18 protein-coding genes are annotated in these 17598 nt (G+C 41.2%); 13 read left to right on the top strand and 5 right to left on the bottom strand.

Annotated elements, in window-relative coordinates:
- Positions 1–104: 104 nt before the first annotated feature.
- Positions 105–338: a hypothetical protein gene (locus QSH13_RS11430; protein WP_286039200.1), complete on the bottom strand. Its 234-nt coding sequence runs from the start codon at positions 336–338 to the stop codon at positions 105–107.
- Between the two features lie 840 nt (positions 339–1178).
- Between QSH13_RS11430 and QSH13_RS11425 the strand changes: the two genes are divergently transcribed.
- Positions 1179–2069, top strand: coding sequence for an integrase domain-containing protein (locus tag QSH13_RS11425; RefSeq protein WP_286039201.1), 891 nt, complete (start codon positions 1179–1181; stop codon positions 2067–2069).
- Positions 2070–2143: 74 nt separating this feature from the next.
- On the opposite strand, the gene QSH13_RS11420 is transcribed toward QSH13_RS11425, so the two are convergent.
- Positions 2144–3178, bottom strand: coding sequence for an Abi family protein (locus tag QSH13_RS11420; RefSeq protein WP_286039202.1), 1035 nt, complete (start codon positions 3176–3178; stop codon positions 2144–2146).
- A 566-nt stretch (positions 3179–3744) separates the two neighbouring features.
- Here QSH13_RS11420 and QSH13_RS11415 point away from each other — a divergent pair.
- Positions 3745–4659, top strand: coding sequence for an ArdC family protein (locus tag QSH13_RS11415; protein ID WP_286039203.1), 915 nt, complete (start codon positions 3745–3747; stop codon positions 4657–4659).
- A 276-nt stretch (positions 4660–4935) separates the two neighbouring features.
- Complete coding sequence (locus QSH13_RS11410; protein ID WP_286039204.1) at positions 4936–6144, top strand: TraI domain-containing protein; 1209 nt, start codon at positions 4936–4938, stop codon at positions 6142–6144.
- A 116-nt stretch (positions 6145–6260) separates the two neighbouring features.
- On the opposite strand, the gene QSH13_RS11405 is transcribed toward QSH13_RS11410, so the two are convergent.
- A complete protein-coding gene (locus QSH13_RS11405; protein WP_286039205.1) occupies positions 6261–6452 on the bottom strand; it encodes a hypothetical protein in 192 nt (63 codons plus the stop codon).
- 75 nt (positions 6453–6527) lie between these two features.
- On the opposite strand from QSH13_RS11405, the gene QSH13_RS11400 reads away from it, so the two are divergent.
- The 3 genes from QSH13_RS11400 (at position 6528) to QSH13_RS11390 (ending at position 9282) form a co-directional block, all read left to right on the top strand.
- Complete coding sequence (locus QSH13_RS11400; protein ID WP_286039206.1) at positions 6528–6989, top strand: hypothetical protein; 462 nt, start codon at positions 6528–6530, stop codon at positions 6987–6989.
- Between the two features lie 131 nt (positions 6990–7120).
- The gene (locus QSH13_RS11395) at positions 7121–8083 is read left to right on the top strand and encodes a tyrosine-type recombinase/integrase (protein WP_286039217.1); all 963 of its coding nucleotides are present in this window, start codon (positions 7121–7123) and stop codon (positions 8081–8083) included.
- 326 nt (positions 8084–8409) lie between these two features.
- On the top strand, positions 8410–9282 hold the full coding sequence (locus QSH13_RS11390; protein ID WP_113386570.1) for a ParA family protein: 873 nt from the start codon (positions 8410–8412) through the stop codon (positions 9280–9282).
- Positions 9283–9359: 77 nt separating this feature from the next.
- Here QSH13_RS11390 and QSH13_RS11385 read toward each other — a convergent pair whose 3' ends face one another.
- Complete coding sequence (locus QSH13_RS11385; protein WP_286039207.1) at positions 9360–9791, bottom strand: hypothetical protein; 432 nt, start codon at positions 9789–9791, stop codon at positions 9360–9362.
- Positions 9792–9812: 21 nt separating this feature from the next.
- On the opposite strand from QSH13_RS11385, the gene QSH13_RS11380 reads away from it, so the two are divergent.
- The 6 genes from QSH13_RS11380 to QSH13_RS11355 all read left to right on the top strand — a co-directional run bounded on the left by QSH13_RS11380 (position 9813) and on the right by QSH13_RS11355 (position 15830).
- Entirely contained in the window at positions 9813–10010 is a 198-nt protein-coding gene (locus tag QSH13_RS11380; RefSeq protein ID WP_286039208.1) for a hypothetical protein, read from the top strand.
- Positions 10003–11355 carry an SPI-7-type island replicative DNA helicase gene (dnaB-PI, locus tag QSH13_RS11375; RefSeq protein WP_113386572.1) on the top strand — a complete coding sequence of 451 codons (1353 nt, stop codon included), beginning with the start codon at positions 10003–10005 and terminating at the stop codon, positions 11353–11355. The genes QSH13_RS11380 and dnaB-PI overlap by 8 nt, the downstream gene beginning before the upstream one ends.
- Before the next feature lie 14 nt (positions 11356–11369).
- Positions 11370–13019 carry a ParB family protein gene (locus QSH13_RS11370; RefSeq protein ID WP_286039209.1) on the top strand — a complete coding sequence of 550 codons (1650 nt, stop codon included), beginning with the start codon at positions 11370–11372 and terminating at the stop codon, positions 13017–13019.
- A 524-nt stretch (positions 13020–13543) separates the two neighbouring features.
- Positions 13544–14134, top strand: coding sequence for a DUF2857 domain-containing protein (locus QSH13_RS11365; RefSeq protein WP_286039210.1), 591 nt, complete (start codon positions 13544–13546; stop codon positions 14132–14134).
- Positions 14124–14408: a ParE family toxin-like protein gene (locus QSH13_RS11360; RefSeq protein ID WP_113386576.1), complete on the top strand. Its 285-nt coding sequence runs from the start codon at positions 14124–14126 to the stop codon at positions 14406–14408. Before QSH13_RS11365 ends, QSH13_RS11360 begins: the two co-directional genes overlap by 11 nt.
- A 126-nt stretch (positions 14409–14534) precedes the next feature.
- Positions 14535–15830: an STY4528 family pathogenicity island replication protein gene (locus QSH13_RS11355; protein WP_286039211.1), complete on the top strand. Its 1296-nt coding sequence runs from the start codon at positions 14535–14537 to the stop codon at positions 15828–15830.
- A 332-nt stretch (positions 15831–16162) separates the two neighbouring features.
- Here QSH13_RS11355 and QSH13_RS11350 read toward each other — a convergent pair whose 3' ends face one another.
- Positions 16163–16681, bottom strand: a complete 519-nt coding sequence (locus QSH13_RS11350) for a ClbS/DfsB family four-helix bundle protein (RefSeq protein ID WP_113386569.1) — start codon at positions 16679–16681, stop codon at positions 16163–16165.
- 283 nt (positions 16682–16964) lie between these two features.
- On the opposite strand from QSH13_RS11350, the gene QSH13_RS11345 reads away from it, so the two are divergent.
- The coding region (locus QSH13_RS11345) for a PFL_4669 family integrating conjugative element protein (RefSeq protein WP_286039212.1) at positions 16965–17598 on the top strand (634 nt) is incomplete at its 3' end.

Genomic DNA, 17598 nt, shown 5'->3' with positions numbered 1-17598 from the left:
ATTATATATAAAATATTAATTGAATGATCTTCTAAAAGAAAACGGGCTCTTGAAATTATTTCATTTGCCCGTTAAATATAGTGTATCTGGGTATATTCAAAAAATTACCCACCGATGGCCGCTAAGCCAGAAAACCAAGTTTTATGGTTTTTTAATGAATTATCCAAAGTAGCCCATGTAATATTTTTTGAAGTATCGTTTTCTTTAATTTTTACATTAATAATATTCTTTAATTTAGTAAAGTTTTCTTCTTTTTTAGAAAAACCATTACGATAAAGCCAATCCTTTAATTCATATTCTTGGCTCATATTAACAAAGTCATGATCTGATTTAGACATAAAACACCTCATCTATTTAGTTAGGTTAATGTAATACTAATAACATAGACTGTATAAAATGACAGTGTTTGGGTGATTATTTTTATTTTTTATCTTAAAAAAGAGATCTATATCACCGAAAGGCCTTTATTAAGTTTAAATTAGTAAAACTAAAATAGGCTAAATTATAATTTAACCTACCTACTAAGCATTCTTATTGTTTACTCTTCAAATATTACCTCGTTGTTTTTAACAACAGCCAATGCTTCTGTGCTAATCATTGCACCAGCGATTTGAAAGAAGCGCCTTAGGGAAATCGCAAGCTAACATCATCATTATCTGAGAGATGATACCTTCGGGTGATAATAAGCAAGATAATACGAACAATGAAGATACCACCTGCGCTATTTGAGGCACTCTGTTATGACTGATGTAATAAAGTCATCTGCAAGAGGAGCATTAAGCGATAGAAACGAGGTAGCGTCACTTGTGTAAAAGCGTAAGCGATACCAAGTGACGCTACGCGCAAACAGCACGCTTTAGCTTATGGTATCTACCTTTTCAATGATAACTACAGTCTGACACACTCGTAGTGACAATATTAAGGACAACTCACTCGAAAAATTAAAGGAGAAATTAGCTCGGTATCGATGGCAATATCAGCGAAAGCTGATAGATGGAGGTAGTCTGATTTTATTTATCAGGACGGTTTATACCGCGAACAGCTCTGAGAGCTGGGGAGCCTCGTAAAAACTCAACTTATTGTCGCCCTGATGCACAGATACCCGCTAAAGTGAAAATATAACCATGCCGTCAGGGAGTTTTGTTTTATATATAAAAATATGATTGTGGAGAACTTATTTGTCCAAATTAAGCAAACAATTAACTACATTAGCAAAACAAGGAGGCGGAAGTTTTAAAACCGTTGCGGATCGCTTGAAACTCGCTTCTCGTATTGCCGATAGAATGGCAAAACTGAATATTCAAATTCGTGATGTAAAACATATCAAAACAAACCATATCGAGCTTTATATCAAAAGCCGTCAGGAAGACGGTATTTCGAAAAGAACACTTCAAAACGAAATGGCAGGCATTAGGAATATTTTAGCGGTTGCAGGCAGAACAAAGCTTGCCTCACCTCAACATGAAAAGCTAAGTAATCATGCGCTTGGTTTATCAAATGCGAGCCGTGATGGCACGAAAGTGGCTATTAGCGAAGAACGGTATTTATCTGCTTTTTATCATGCAGAAAAGCAAGATATGGGAGTTGCAATGACCATGCAACTAGCACGTTATTTCGGGTTACGCACTGAAGAGGCGATACAGTCAGCAAAGTCATTAAAAACATGGCAACGCGCTCTACTTCAAGGTGAGAAAAGTGTTCGTGTTGTTTTTGGTACAAAAGGGGGAAGACCTAGAGATACGACCATTATTGATCGTGACAAAATGTTATATGTCGTCAATCAAGCCTTGAATTTAGCTTCCCAATCTAACGGTAAATTGATTGATAAACCCGATTTAAAATCTGCTATAGATCGCTATCGAAATGTTGTCAGAAATGCCAGGCTAACAGGTAAATACGCACCTCATAGCTTACGTTATGCATGGGCAGTAGATGCAATGGATTATCATAAAAATAATGGAATGAGCGATGATGAAGCTAAGGCAATGGTCTCTATGGATTTAGGGCATGGTGATGGACGAGGGCGCTATGTTGAGCGTGTTTATAATAAATTGGAAATGAGTAATTAAATATATGTGTCATTTTAATTTGAAGATCTAGGTTTTTACCATGATCTTCAAATAAATTTAGTCATATAGAAAAATTAAGTATTGTCAATTTTCATTGAATTGTCAGCCCCAATAGTTAATATAGTTTCGTTACTTTTAGTTAGTCTCATAAAGTCATTTCGACTCAGCACTTTTAATAGTTTTCTAATTCCTCTTCCACCCCGTGAAATATTTACTCTAGTACTTATTTTATCCGGATCTATATAGCTATTAAGTCCATTAACAGAGCAAAGGGCGTAGAAGCGAAGATTTGCTGAATATTTTAAAAAAGTATTTTTTCTATCTAAATTTATCCAACCTATCATATCTAATATATCATCATAATGTTTACGTAAAAGATTACAGCTTGCATGAGCACCATAAATCGGGGTCTTATAATTAGGTTTTCCTGTATATGGATCATCATAATGAAATTTCCAAATTGCTTCATGATGGGATAATCGGTTGCGTAATGTTTTAATTCTAACAAATGCATCATGAATCGTTGAGCGTTCGTAACCCATTGGTGCATTTGGAAATACTATAGGCGTAAGATTTGGCCAAAGGAGTCTATATCCATGTGTATCTTCGTATATTGATGTGAGTAAATGAACCCAAAATCCAAAAGTTAAACCTGAAATGATTCTATCAGGGGTTGGTTTTTTCCCCTCTTTACTAATAAGTTCTTTGGCTTGTTGAACTAGATTTTCTTCTTTTACTTTTCGAGCTAATATTTTATTTCCATATTGATCTAATAAATAGCCATGAGTATCTTGCCTGTGTTTAGTTAATGTTGCTCGTTTATATCGTTCAATCGGTTTTATTTTACTATTTCCTATATATCTAGGTAGATCAGTAATCCAGTTATTATTAGGAGTCCATAATCCTTTAGAACCTTTAGGAGGATGAGATAAAATAGCTAAATTTATAGCATTTCTTAATGTGACTTCTAAACATTGAAAAGCGGGTAACATTGCGCCTGATAAGGCTTTATTCCAATGATAGGCTGCAATAACTTGAGTGGGTTGCACTTTTAAATGTTTCTCATAAATATCTAATCTACTTTTAGATATGTAATCAGAATATATCACAGATTTACTCCAAAAATTTATTGACAGGTGTTAGGTATGTATGGCTTAATCTTCATATTAAGGCGGAGTCGCCTCTTTGAGGTCTCTCGCGAAAAAAGCATCTTGGAAAAACCACCTTAGGGTGGTTTTTCTCGTTATAAAAATCGATATTTATTATTATATAAATAATCTATTGTTATCGTTGTATTCATATAAGAACCTATTTTTTTCATTATTAATTTTTTAAAATAAACTTATTGTAATTCTTTTTTTTCTCGAAAAAATATTTTTGTTTGATTATTTTATGAAGTTTATAGGCTTACTAGATTTGAATCTAATTTATAATGAAGATGTCTACAATAAACTTGATATGAATGATTAATAAAACAAACTTGTTTATAGCACATAAAATTAATAACGTTTACCTGTTAATTCGTTGTTTATAACAACAGCCAATATTTCCGCAATCTGAAAGAAATGCCTTAGGGCGATTGCAATATTTATTAAATCAACTTTCTTTATTTCACCCCAAATGGGAATTGCTTCCCCATTTGGTGGCAATTCCCCTTTTTTAACAGGAATTGCCTATGAAACAGGAATTAATAGGTCGTACATCCTCACGGCAAAACGATCTTTATCACATAGTGACAAATAAGATTATTGAAGCATTAGAAAAAGGAACAGAACCTTGGCGTAAAACTTGGGATACTGAAAATGAAGGGCTACCTGTTAATGCAGCAACGGGGCGACATTACAGTGGTATTAATGTCATGCTGTTATGGATAGGAGCGGTTGAAAAAGGCGTTAATTCAAATCGATGGCTGACTTTTAATCAAGCAAAATGTGCAGGAGGCAGTGTTCGCAGAGGCGAAAAATCTACATTAGTTACGTTATTTAAACCTTTTACTGAAGATAGTTCTGACAGTGAGGTTGAAGATAAACTAACTTATTCATCACGCTGTTTTATGGCACGTTTCCATCTTTTTAATATTGAACAATGTGAAAATTTGCCAGAGCATTTTTATGCTAAAAAGCCAGTTCTTCTTGATGTTGAACGTATTGATAGAGCTGAGAGTGTGGTGATAAGTAGTGGTGTACCGGTGATACATCGTTATCAGGATTGTGCATATTATCATCCGAAAAATGATCATATTGTTATCCCAGAAATGGGGCAGTTTCATTCAGTGGAAGATTACTATTGCACATTACTTCATGAATTGGTGCATTCTACGGGGCATGCTTCAAGACTTGCTCGAAAAGGAATAATGACTCCATTATCCCAAAAAATGAGTAACCCAGTTTATGCTTTTGAGGAACTTATTGCAGAAATTGGAGCGGCTTTTTTATGTGCTGAGTTAGGTATTCAAGGTCATTTGCAACATGAAAGTTATATTGCATCATGGTTAAAAATACTTAAAGAAGATCATAAAGCCATATTTAGAGTAGCGCGATATGCCAAGGAGGCATTTGAGTATTTAATATTAAATACGAATAAAAAATAATTATTATTTAGCTAAGTAATATAACGATAATAGATAGAAAAAGGCTTCCGTTTTAGGAAGCCTTTTTATCTTTCGCTAACAGAATCCAAGGCCAAATAGCTTCATACTGTTCTGCGTATTCTATTCAGTGAATTTATCGTCATTAAATTGAAAGTTAACGAGCGAAAAATAGTATTTAATATGAATTTTATACTGGATTAACTTTTATATTAAATATCTATTATTTAATAGCATTGTTTATTTTATTAAAGCTTATTATCATAAATGGAACTTTATATGTTAAATCTGAAATTACATTTTCAGCGAATAGGTTTATTCAAAAAAATTAAAAAAGAAATAAATTCAAAAACTCCACCAAACTCTATTTTCCCCATATCATTAAACGAGCTTCTCTTATCATCTCATCGTCAACAATTATTAAAATCACTTTGGAATTCATCTTCTTTGTCTCAAGAGGCTTATATCCAGTTTTATAAAATACCCTTAGAGCAATGTGTTTTCTTAATGCAACAGTTCCCATTAAGTGAAAAAGGAGCCTATAACTATTTAGGCGGAATGGTTGATTACATGCTTGAAGTTGTAACACGTGCCTCTAAATTGTCTAAAAATCACATGCTTCCTATTGGTGCTTCACCAGAGGAACAAGCTGAGCAAAGTACAGTATGGCATGCTGTTATTGTTTATGCCTCGTTGTTTTCTTGTGCGGAATATTTATGTCATTTTGAAGTTGAATTCAAAAGTGGAAAACGATGGTTTCCATTGCAGGAGGCATTAACGGAGCCTTATCGATTTCGATTTATCTCTGAAATATCACAAAATCAAATGAGATGTTTTGGTGCGATGCTTGCGTGGAAAATAATTCCATCCGATGCAATAAATTGGTTAAGCCAATATCCTAAAGCGCTTGAGGCGCTATCAATGTATTTAACAGGATTTAGAGAACAAACAGGTATAGTAGACGAAATTGTTTCTAAAGCGGTTGCTTTAACACTTGCACCATTTCAACGTGAGATATCATTGCCTGAAAGTGATGTGTTATCAGAAAATATATCGCTAGAAAAAAGAGAGTCTACCGTTATACCAGAAATGCAATTACACCAGGCTGATAATCAAATCACCGATATGGGTGATGCCTTTTGGCAGTGGCTAATTGAGGGGTGTGTGAATGCTCATCTCTCTATGAATCTACCTAATGCACATATTCACATTATTGCAGGATATGTTTTTATTGTTACTCCCAATATTTTTTATGTGTTTTTAACTGAAATGAAATTACCGAAACAAGACAAAAATAAGCTTCAAAAAGCGTTTGAGAGACTGAAATACCATCGTCATGATCGAGGTAATATGTTTACTTGTCGGCTCTTTCAAAATGAATTATTAGAAGGGCAATTTAAAAAATTAAGTGGCTACTTAATTCCAGCAAATAAAATATTCACAAGCAATAATAAGCCTACTGAAAATCCATTACTGGTTGTTGTATAAAGATTTTGCAATGAATTTGCGATGTGGCATTTGCTTATTAAATTGTTTGGTGAAATATCCATCAGCGATAGAAAATAATAATAGTAATTCTACTAAAACAGTCTTGCTCCTGTTGATTAATCACGGTATCTTTCACTCGCACCTGCAAAATCAGGTGTCGGGATTGGTCTCCTGCATTGATTATCTATTGGCGACATATTAATACGTTTCGTATTTTTATTATGTTGTTCACACAGCTGTACCTCAATGGTGAGCTGGACGGTGGCATCGTAAGATGCGCCAGTGTCCAATAGAGCTGGTAAGGCCAACTCCGTTCAGTTCACCACCAGTAAGATTGGCCTCTTCAGTGGTGAATTCAGCAATCATCTATTGGAGGCGGTCTTATGACTACAACCCCTAACTCAACTCATCCATTACTTGCTATTCAGTTCGATTCCACAACAGATTTCATAACACTCGTTGATTATTGCGATACTTTTGTAGATGCATTGATTAAGTTTGATGATCTTGCACTTCAAATGGCATTATGTTGTCGGCTTAATGCCTGTTTAACACTCTTGCAATCGACGTTAGATGAGCCTATCCCTCCCCATTTGGTGAAATGTTTTATTGCCAATAAAACACCGCCAAGCCTTCCTCGCTTTGATTTTGAATGTACTGAACTTTGCCAGCATTGCATTACGCTGACTCAATTTCTTGCAGAATTAGGTTTTTCAAGTGAAAAGGGAAAAAGTCTTGTTTGGTTATTGAATGATTTAATTAATTACTTTGTTGCTGAAATGCGAGCGCCTAGATGGTTACGCACTCTTGATGGAGTGAAATCTCTTGATGAGGTAATGGTATGACTTTTAAACAGGAGCAACAAAAAAGTCATCATCTAAAGTTATATGGTTGTTATTTGATAGTTTGTTCGTTTTGTATCAGCGATAACAGCACCCATTGTCGTGTTTTACTGATTGTTGTATATGAGCATGTTATGGATGACATCACTTTTGAGTTTCTTATTGAGCAGTATTTTTATTATAAATTATTACGTCCTACGACAATAAGAAGTTACCGTAAGGTTCTTCGTACATTTGAAGAATTTACTTCGTTAAAACCTGCTCAGGTTGATCAATTAACCGTTCTGCAATGGCGACATATTGTTTTAGGTGATAATAAACGCTCAAGTAGAACATGGAACAATAAAGTGTCTCATATGAGAGCACTGTTTAATTTTGGAATGGAACAAGAGTTATTGCCCCATAAAAAGAATCCTTTTAATGGCACGGTTGTTCGTGCAGGAGCTAAAAAGAAAAAGGTTCTGACTAAGTCACAGATGGATGATATGTACCGTCGAATGGCGCACTATCTAGAACTTGAAGAAAAGCAAGGTTATGGCTATGTGTGTGATGGGCGAAAAAATGCATTATATCCAGCGTGGTTTTGGATGACGGTCATGAATGTGTTTCGTTATACCGCCATTCGCCAAGGGCAACTTCTGCATATTAGATTGAATGATATTAATCTTGAAGAGAAATGGATCCATTTATGTGAGGAGGGGGCTAAAAATCACCGTGAACATCGGGTACCGATTGTTTCTGCGTTATATCCATCACTAGAAAATTTAGTGAAAGAAGCACAAAAGGCAGGAGTAGAACCAACAGACCAAGTGTTCAATGTCGGGTGGTTTGATTTAATGAAAAGAAAGAAACATCCCAAGATCATGGGAGAATATCCATTACGCTCATTTTTCAAACGCTTATCAGCAGAATGTAACTTTATCATATCACCACATCGCTTTAGACATACTGTCGCAACGCATATGATGCAATCACCAGAACGTAATCTTTATGTTGTGAAAAGGCTATTAGGTCATGCCAGTATTACATCGACATTAGAATACATTGATGAAAGTGTTGATAACTTGCGAGATATACTTGAAGCGGAATTGATGTGATGAAAATAACAGGAGGAGTATCAAGATTTGACAGTGATTAGGAAAGAAAGTAAAAGTTACAAATAAAAAAAACAGCCTTGGTATGAACAAGACTGTTTAGTTTAAGAGTTTCAACATAAAGTGACAGTGCTAAACTATATTTTTCAACTCTTGTTTGCCCTCTCAGTGATTTAAGTCACTGACGAACAAAAGAAATATGGTGCCCGAACTCGGAATCGAACCAAGGACACGGGGATTTTCAATCCCCTAGTTAAAAAGCTTGATGTAATTCACTAATGTAATTATTTTTTTTTGACTTCTCACCCAGAATGTGCTGAGTGAGAAAAATGACTAGAATTGTTCCAATTATATCAACAAAAGGCGGAGCCGGAAAGTCAACCAAAGCCGGCAATATCGCGGGTTTTTGTGCTGATGCCGGGTTGAAAACCCTGTTGATCGACGGTGATCATTCCCAGCCGACTGCCAGCAGTCTGTTTAAACTCGAATACGAAGCGCCAAACGGCTTGTTTGAGTTGTTAATGCAACTGACCGATCTTTCCCGGCCGGATACCATCATATCACGCTCCGTTATCCCTAATCTGGACATCATCATTTCTAACGATCCGCATGATCGTCTCCCGGCGGCTATATTGCATGCGCCTGACGGCAGAATGCGTCTGCGTAATACTCTGCAACATCCGTTATTTGCCTCTTACGATGTGATTATCATTGATTCAAAAGGCGCGGCTTCGGTGATGCTGGAAACCATTCTGTTAGCTGCCACCGATTATGCTGTCGGGATAATCAAACCTATTTTGCCGGATACACGTGAATTTTTACGGGGAACACTGGGATTAATCGGCGGGCTGGTGCCGCTGACGGCTTACGGAATTCCCCTGCCGGAAATACACATTCTTGCTAATTGTGTTGAAGATACGGTGTTAGATCGTGCAACACTGACTGAATTAACTCAGATTATTGACCAAAAAGCGTACCCCTTTGCAGAGTCGATTTCTCTTTCGTTACTGAAAACCGCTGTTCCTAAACTGGAAATATTTAAAAATGGCCATGCACAGGGACAACCGGTGCATCGTCTGGAATACCGGACTCAACGTAAAACACCGGCAGCCGCAGTCATTATGCATCATCTTGTTTCAGAGCTGTTTCCGGAATGGAAAACCCGTTTTGATGATGTGCTGAAACGGGAGGTTCGTCCATGACTATCAAGGTATTCTCCTGTTTTTTCCCGTTCAGTCTAACCGTGGACTGGCAGCAGATACTGCCAGCCCGGTCAGAATTAATGTATTTCTCGGAAAGGATCATCAAGAGAGTCCAGGCGTTTTTCGACTCTGCGCAAAAAGTCTTTTGCCCCTCTACGAGCTTTGAATGTGCTCCACTCTTCAGTCAGCGCCAGATGCATCTGTTCTGTCGTCATGCCTGCCACCTGAGCTACCGGCAGGTTATCGCGAAGAATAAGATAGCTGTGAATCGCATTCAGGGGCGTGATATCGGGATTCAGCATTTTCCAGCCATACATTTCATCCAGCCAGTCACCCAGCCATTGCAGGCGGAACAGACTCTGGCGGGAATTGCTTTCTTTCGTCATTTCCATGGTCATACTCCAGAAGGTTTTGACATACAAGTCAAAACGGGCTTCGCCCGTATCGGTGTTGTTGTCAAAAAGGACAATGTAATCAATGTCGGACGGCAGTTGATTTTTTGTATTCATAAATATTCCTTTAAATGTGTTATGGATAAAAATAGGCTGCCTGTACGTTCAGACCGAGGTCGCCAAACTTACCGGTCCGAAAATAGTCGGGTAGCCACAGGGAGTTTATCTCTGACGGCTGTTCGTCCGACACCAACAATTCATATTCCAAAAAAAATAATTTATTTACACGGTGGGAATTGGGCATTTCGGGTTAACGGAGGGCTTTTCAATGCATAAAAAGTCTTCTTCTGCGGTATTACCTGAAACCCTGTACTCGCCGGAGGCGGAGCAGAGCGTGCTGGGCGGGCTGATGCTGGATAATGACCGCTGGGATGAAGTGGCACCGTTATTACAGGCGGAGGATTTTTGTTCCAGAGCGCATCAGGAAATCTGGAAGAAAATGGCCACCCTGTGTCAGATAAACAGCCCGATTGATTTAATCACACTCAGTGATGTACTGGAAAAAGACGGCGTGCTTGAACAGGTGGGCGGCTTTGCATATCTGGCTGAATTATCCAAAAACACCCCCAGTGCGGCCAATATTGTCCGCTATGCGGAAATTGTGGTGGAGCGAAGCCGTGCCCGTGGCCTGATGATGCTGGGGAATATGTTATCCACCCAGAGTGTGGCGGCTCAGGCGAATATTCCTGCGTTATGTGAACAGGCTGAACAACGGTTGTTTCAGCTGTCAGAAAAAGGGCTGTCAGCGCATTCCCCGTCGTTGCTCGATATCCTGAATAATGTTGTTCAGCATCTGGAAGAAGCATTAAGTGCAAAAGGGATAACCGGTACGCCAACGGGGTTCAGTGAACTGGATGAAAAAACCTGTGGTTTGCAGGCAGGCGATTTGGTGTTACTGGGCGCACGGCCGTCGATGGGAAAAACGGCGCTGGCGCTGACTGTTGCACAGAATGCCCTGCGTCTGGCAGAAAAACCGGTCTTTTTTTTCAGTCTGGAAATGCCGGCGGAACAAATCATGCAACGCTTACTCAGTGATTTGGGAAATGTCCCACTGACAGCTATCCGCAGTGCATCTCTTGAAGAAAATGACTGGGAATGTCTTGGGGGCGCCATGTCGCAGATTGCCGAATGGGGTGAGCGTCTGGTGATTGATGATACCAGTAATATGACGCCTTCCCTGTTACGTGCCCGTGCACGGCGTTACCGCCGTAAAGTGGGTACGCCGGGGCTGATTATTGTGGATTACCTTCAGCTGATGCGAAGTCCTGAACAGGAAAACCGGACACAGGAAATCAGTGAAATCTCCCGCAGTCTGAAAGCACTGGCCAAAGAGCTGGGGTGTCCGGTAGTGGCTCTTTCCCAGTTAAACCGGCAACTGGAGCAACGTGCGGATAAGCGCCCGACAAACGGGGATTTACGGGATTCCGGCTCACTGGAGCAGGATGCGGATTTGATTTTATTTTTGTACCGCGATGAGGTGTATCACGAACACTCACCGGATAAAGGTGTGGCAGAAATTATCATCGGTAAGCAACGGCAGGGTCCACTAGGGACGGTGAAAGTGCAGTTTAACGGGACGTATACACGTTTCAGTGATTTTTCTCAGGGATATTATTTTTAAGGGAGAGACGAAGCATGAAAACAGATTTACAGCATAAACTCAGTCAGGCGCTTCTCAGAGGAAATCCTGTCAGTTCCCCGTTATCCGGCAATGCTCACGTCAATCCGGTGTCTGAAATGCCGATGATATTAACACTTGAGCAACTTCAGCCAAATCCGGATAACCCTCGTCAGGGCAGAAATCCGCGTTATGAGGAAATCAAGAGTTCCATTCGGGCACGTGGACTGGACAGTGTCCCAAAAGTCACCAAAGCACCGGGAAGTGAGATTTATATCTTCAGTGACGGCGGAAATACGCGCTATCAGATTCTCTCTGAGTTATGGCAGGAGACACAGGATGAGCGTTTTTTCCGTATCCATGTGTTATTTAAACCCTGGCCGGGGCGTTTGCAGTGTTTGATTGGCCATCTGGCGGAGAATGAAGTCAGAGGGGAGTTAACGTTTCTGGAAAAAGCACAAGGGATTTGTGTGGCGCGTTCTCTGTATGAGGAAACGCTGGGGAAAAAATTATCACTCCGGGCATTCGCCCAGCGCATGACGGCGGACGGATTACCCGTCAGCATTTCACACATCAGCAAGATGGAAGATACTGTTTCTGTTTTATTACCTTATATGCCCCGTTTACTGGAAAACGGGCTGGGAAGACCCCAAATTGAGCAATTATTATCCGTGCGCTCGACATTAAAACGGGTGGCGGATTCGTTACTTTTTCAGCATGACGATCCGGACCCGGTCCATGACTTTCTGGGGTGTTTTGAAAGAACATGTACAGAAATAGATAACCATGATGTTTTTGATTATGACGTGTTTCTGGATGAACTGATTGGTCGTCTTCTGAGGGAGTGTTCTGTTGATGGTGTGGATTATGAACGCTGGGTATTTGAATTGAAGGTCAATAAAGGCCGGCGCAGTACAAAACCGGAATGGCCTGTACCGGTGGACAGTGAGGATGAAACAACAACGGCCCATTCAGAAAGCGGACATACCGGTATTACTTCCGGTTTTTCGGCGGAGGATGTGTTAACGGAGCCACTGTCTTCTGATTCAGGTCAGGAGACTTCGGTATCCCCTGTTGTTGAAAAGAAAAAATCCCGTCCGGTTGTGGAGATCCAGACGGATTTATACGGGGGGGCACCGGTACTGAGCGGAGATAGCGATGAAGCGGATATTGATCCTGACATCGTCGGCGTCATGTCTGTCCCGGATAACGCAGAGCGTACCACACCGGTAGAGGTACCGGTCGCTGGTTATTCTGCGGCTACACTGACGTGTCAGGATCTCTGGCCGATGGCCTCACATCTGGATGATATTGAACATCTTCAGACGCAAATTTATCGTACTTTGTTTGAATTAGGGAATGAACTGGATATCTCCCCCGAATTTATGGCCGCCTCCGGGGTGCATTCTCCGGGATTTACCATCTTGTCAGAGACTTCGGCGCTGGGACGTGTGATGACTGTTTTCTCAGCGGAAAACGGCGCTCATGATGGTATTCCGGGCGCTCTCAGAACCCTGCTGACCGGCGGAAATCAATCCGGGATGCCACCGGTTTTGAATGATGTCCAGTTTATGACATGGATGAAGCTGATGTACTTGTTGCGTTGTCTGTATGCCAGACAAAGAGATGTTGATCCGGATGTGAATGATGAAGAGGAATGGGAATAAAAGCATCCCCTTATCGCCGGCGGCGCTGGCGTATTATCTGCCCCTGAACCGGGGGCGGGCAAAGACCGGTTATGAGCAGGAAGTGATACAGCGCCTGACGGATATCTGCCGGTTATTCCGGGCCGGGAGCCGGAAATATGAGCATGATAAGGTTGTCCGGTTTTTTGTCCGTCCACCGGAAAATCAGGATGCGGACTGGCGGCGGTTGGTGTTGTTCAGTGCGGAAATTTGCTGTTGCCGTTATGCACTGCGGAAAACCGGGACCTCCGGAGAACCTTATATTGAGGTGTGTTTTACCGGTAAAGGCCGGCAGGCTGAATTGTCTGCGGAATTACTGGGATTTATATGGTCCCGGTATTATCAGAGCCGGCGGCGGGCGTGGCGAAAATATATGCGCACCATGAGACAAGAAGCCGGGGCAGAAGTATTGCTTTCAAATAAAGCCCGTGAGTTATGGCACCGGAATTACGCGTTACAGTGGATACTCACACTCTGGCAGGCTTTCAATAATACAGGAGGCTGTAATGGCGACTCAATTAGCACAGGCAGGGAATCATCTGCTGACAGAACTGGTGATGGAAATAAAAAGCGGAAATCTGCGGCGTTGTGAGGCGCTGGGACTGACGGACAATGAGATCCGGTTACTGAACAGTTTAACCATTGAAGATCTGCATTATCTTTCTCAAAGTCCGGTCTCCATTATTACCTGCCAGATCCACCGGGAGAATTTGCGTTTATTGCTGACCCGGGCGAAAGAAGTCCATTGTCAGAATCAGATGATTGAACGCTGTCTGAGACTGGGAGCCTCCATTGATTTATTGAATCAGTATTTTGGCATGACCTCACTGGAGGTGTCAGCCCGCCGGCGGTTGTCCGGGATCCGGGGAAATGCCGGCCGTTCACAGCGGCTGTCAGATGTGCAGCAAACGGAATTATGGTATCGCTGGAAAGAGGAGGGCATGCCGGAGCCGGATGATCCGGATTGTCTCCAGATCATGGTGTCCTGTGCTGAAAAAATGGATGTTTCACTGACCACGGTGTGGAATATAGTTCAGGAATGGCACCGGGACGGTGTTCTGAATGCCGCAGACAGGAGAAACGGTCATGTCGGATAACCGGGTTATCAGTAACAATCAACCGGCCCGGATATTTCCGGAATGTGTCACACCTGTTCCGGAGCATATTCAGCGGAAGGCAAACGGGTTATTGCTGCGTTATTTTTCGGGAGAACGACTTTGTAAAAAAGTGAAATGCGGCGGAAAAAAGGGCGGTGTTTACCCTGTATTGAAAATTGATATTGGCGCATTCTGGCGTCTGCTCAGTACGGACCAGGGGCAAAGCTGGAAGCTGATGAGCCATGAACGTTATAACAAGATGATTAGCCGGTAAGGGCAGAATATTCAACATCATGATCCTCAGTATATTGAGACTGTCTCTTTACGGTGCGGTATTTTCACCGGAGGAGACAGCTATAAGTGTATTCAGGCATGAAATTATTTTTGTGTGGAGCATAAGATGCAATTTCCTCCGGACAGTATTATTCAGTTTTCATTAGAAAAAATGCGGCAGCAACTGCATCACCGGCAACACAGCCAGCCCGGCACGGCACTGCGCAGTGGATTGATTTACGCCGGCAATGTTCATGATGCAATCCCCCGGCAATTATTGCTGGAATCCCGACTTTCCCCGGTTGATAAACTGACCTGGATGATGATCCGGCTTCACGCACAGCAAAATGAAGGTGCTGTATTTCCGACTTATGATGACTTACAACTCCAGTTAGCCATTCCCCACAGCGATAAGGCCTCGCGGGAAACGGTCAGCAGGGCACTGTTAATGCTGAGGCTGACGGGCTGGCTCAGTTTATGCCACCGGGTCAGGGATAAACGGGGGCGTGTCCGAGGAAATATCTATATGTTACATGATGAGCCGGTGAATGCATTTGATGCAGAGACATTAGATCCGCGCTGGATGGATGTACTGGAAAAAAGTTGTTATCACAAAAATAAGAGTGTGCAGTGTGTGGCCCGTGCTACGCTGACAGCCCTGAAAACCGAGCCGTCAATGCGACATCAGCATACCAGAATGCAACTCATTGAGCAGCGACTTGAAAGTCTTCAGACACCGGAAGCGCTGGCAGACAGGCAACGCCGGATACTCAATGGGCAGACGGCACAACTTCATCCGGGTAAACATAAAAAAAATCGAACTCAGTGTAAAACACCGGGTTCGAAAATCGAACTCAGGGAAAAAAATGATGAAAAAACACCGGGTACGAAAATTGAACTGAGTACACAAACCCAGTCTGATTCAGGGGTTCGAAAATCGAACTGTTACGTACGTAATACTTTTACACAGAGTGTAAAAAATACGTACGTAGATCAGGAAGAGCAATATTTATCGGGTACTCAGGTGCAGGAGTTGAATCAACGGATTGATGAGAATGACCGGCAGATGCTGGAAAAACAGTTACAAGCGTTGCCGGAAGAAGCAGCAATATCGATTGTGCAGCAACTGACACAGGGGGTGAGGACAGGAAGTGTACGTAATCCGGTGGGGTATGCCTTGCAGCTATTAAAGGTAGCCCGTGAAGGGCGGTATCACCCCGTTTCCCCGGCAGAAACGGAGATGAAAAGTGCGTCTTTACAGAAAATGTCAGGTACTCCGGATATATCACAACACACACAAACCAAACCGGAGAGAACGGAGAGAAGTAAGGCGCCTCAGGGGGCGATAGTTGCCCCTGATATTGCACGTCAGTACCTTCAGCGTTTTCGTCGTACTCTCATAGGGATATCCAATGAGCAATGAAGGCGTATTCAATAAATCACCCGTGTTTCCACCGGAAACAGTGCTTAAAACTTAACCAGTGTTTCCACTGGAAACAGTGTTCAAAACTTAACCAGTGTTTCCACTGGAAACAGTGTTCAAAACTTAACCGGTGTTTCCACTGGAAACAGTGTTTAAAAATTGGGTTTTTCTTATCCGGGTAGGAAGGCCCGGAACGCTATATTTCGCTTTCCGTAACGGAATCTGCATTTTCATCAATTCATCGAGAGTAAAGAATTTAACAAGCTATGGAGCAGTCTGGTTAACGATATGGGCATAGAGATATTTTCGTACATATAATTTCACTCTGATATTTACTTTAAACTGATCTTATTGTTTTTTGCCCACTTTCTTAATCTTCCATTAGCGTTGGCGTAAGGCGAAGATGTGTTAAATGAGATCATTCTCCCCATCGTCCATTTTGTGTACCATAGTCTTCCATACAAAATATCATCGGTACGCTCATCAATAAGTTTCACAACTTCATTTTTTACAGCCTGAAGTTCAGCTACTAACAATTCATAACTTAACTCACTGTAATCTGAGTAAAATTTTTGAGCAAGAAGACCAAGTTGATTCCATTTATAGCCAGTTTCCGGAAAATCGACAGGCAGACCTTTAGCATCAAAAGTGATCCACTTTACAACAAGAGCATTCCATCCAAGCAGATATGAAACAAGGTCATGAACACTTATCTTCGTTCCTTTGGCGTGTCCATCTATTGAGTTATCTGAAGTCATTTCTGGCGGGATTGCGTTGAGGTAACTAATTAATTTACTAAAACTTTTATCAATAGCTAAAAGCAGCTCAGCTTTTGTTTGTGGCACACTCATGAAGAATTTCCTCTTATTTAAAATAAGACACCATAAATGCATTGTATGGTGTTTATAAATCAATTAGGTACTGTACTACTCCCCTTACAACAGAGGAAGACCCTTAACCATTTACTGATGTTTCCGGTGGAAACAATGCTCAAAGGTTAACCTGCATTTCAGTAGGATGACGAGTAACGCTACGTTTTTATAATAAATTATTTTTTTTCAATTTGAATTTATCGTTGGCATAGGGGGTTGACATTTGTACGGTATGTCAATTTCTCAAAGCAAGGGTATTGTTATGGAACAAAATAAACATTCTCAACAGTTACTTCAGGCTGGCCCTTTAAAGTCAACATTAACACTGAAACTCCATACCAGTTATGCAATCCGGCTATGGGAAGGGCGGGTTGTACCCAACTCTCAGAATGACGGTGACGAAAAAAAGCGTAAATGGATGATCCCCAGTCTTCCGATGTTTATTTCCCGGGCGGGTCATATTACTGATGATGCAAAGAAGGGATACTTATATGCAGAAATGTGGCTGTATCAGCTTGAGCAGGCACTGGAGCAAGGGACTCAGACTATTCAGAAATTACTTTCAGAGGTTGAACAACAATTAGTTCAGTTACCTGCGGCAGCGGTTATTTCGGATATCTCATCAACATCACCTGTTGATCTGGCGATATTCAGTAAATCCCCTGTTGGTTATAAATGTGTCTGGTTGCTTGTTGGTGTTGATCAACTTGCCTTGCGCGTATTACAAGGAGAGCATTATGGTTTTATTTCCCGTCAGCAACGTGACAGGGTACTGAAATTAGCGGGTTATCAGGTTCGTCATGTGACCGGGATGGCGGTAAATTACCGGAAATATGAGATCTCCCGTCTTAACCTTGATTTAAACAGTGAGACTTATCAACAGGCTTCCCGTTATT

Origin of the sequence: Proteus faecis (assembly GCF_030286765.1) — a bacterium.
In the GTDB taxonomy this organism is placed as follows: domain Bacteria; phylum Pseudomonadota; class Gammaproteobacteria; order Enterobacterales; family Enterobacteriaceae; genus Proteus; species Proteus faecis.
This window is presented reverse-complemented; position numbering and strand designations above follow the sequence as displayed.

Bases quoted from the DNA above. Each gene is read 5' to 3' on its own strand.
- QSH13_RS11350 (WP_113386569.1), bottom strand. From the start codon at position 16,681: ATGAGTGTGCCACAAACAAAAGCTGAGCTGCTTTTAGCTATTGATAAA.
- dnaB-PI (WP_113386572.1), top strand. From the start codon at position 10,003: ATGCATAAAAAGTCTTCTTCTGCGGTATTACCTGAAACCCTGTACTCG.
- QSH13_RS11390 (WP_113386570.1), top strand. From the start codon at position 8,410: ATGACTAGAATTGTTCCAATTATATCAACAAAAGGCGGAGCCGGAAAG.
- QSH13_RS11400 (WP_286039206.1), top strand. From the start codon at position 6,528: ATGACTACAACCCCTAACTCAACTCATCCATTACTTGCTATTCAGTTC.
- QSH13_RS11410 (WP_286039204.1), top strand. From the start codon at position 4,936: ATGTTAAATCTGAAATTACATTTTCAGCGAATAGGTTTATTCAAAAAA.
- QSH13_RS11370 (WP_286039209.1), top strand. From the start codon at position 11,370: ATGAAAACAGATTTACAGCATAAACTCAGTCAGGCGCTTCTCAGAGGA.
- QSH13_RS11355 (WP_286039211.1), top strand. From the start codon at position 14,535: ATGCAATTTCCTCCGGACAGTATTATTCAGTTTTCATTAGAAAAAATG.
- QSH13_RS11380 (WP_286039208.1), top strand. From the start codon at position 9,813: ATGGATAAAAATAGGCTGCCTGTACGTTCAGACCGAGGTCGCCAAACT.
- QSH13_RS11415 (WP_286039203.1), top strand. From the start codon at position 3,745: ATGAAACAGGAATTAATAGGTCGTACATCCTCACGGCAAAACGATCTT.
- QSH13_RS11430 (WP_286039200.1), bottom strand. From the start codon at position 338: ATGTCTAAATCAGATCATGACTTTGTTAATATGAGCCAAGAATATGAA.
- QSH13_RS11395 (WP_286039217.1), top strand. From the start codon at position 7,121: ATGGATGACATCACTTTTGAGTTTCTTATTGAGCAGTATTTTTATTAT.
- QSH13_RS11385 (WP_286039207.1), bottom strand. From the start codon at position 9,791: ATGAATACAAAAAATCAACTGCCGTCCGACATTGATTACATTGTCCTT.
- QSH13_RS11360 (WP_113386576.1), top strand. From the start codon at position 14,124: ATGTCGGATAACCGGGTTATCAGTAACAATCAACCGGCCCGGATATTT.
- QSH13_RS11365 (WP_286039210.1), top strand. From the start codon at position 13,544: ATGGCGACTCAATTAGCACAGGCAGGGAATCATCTGCTGACAGAACTG.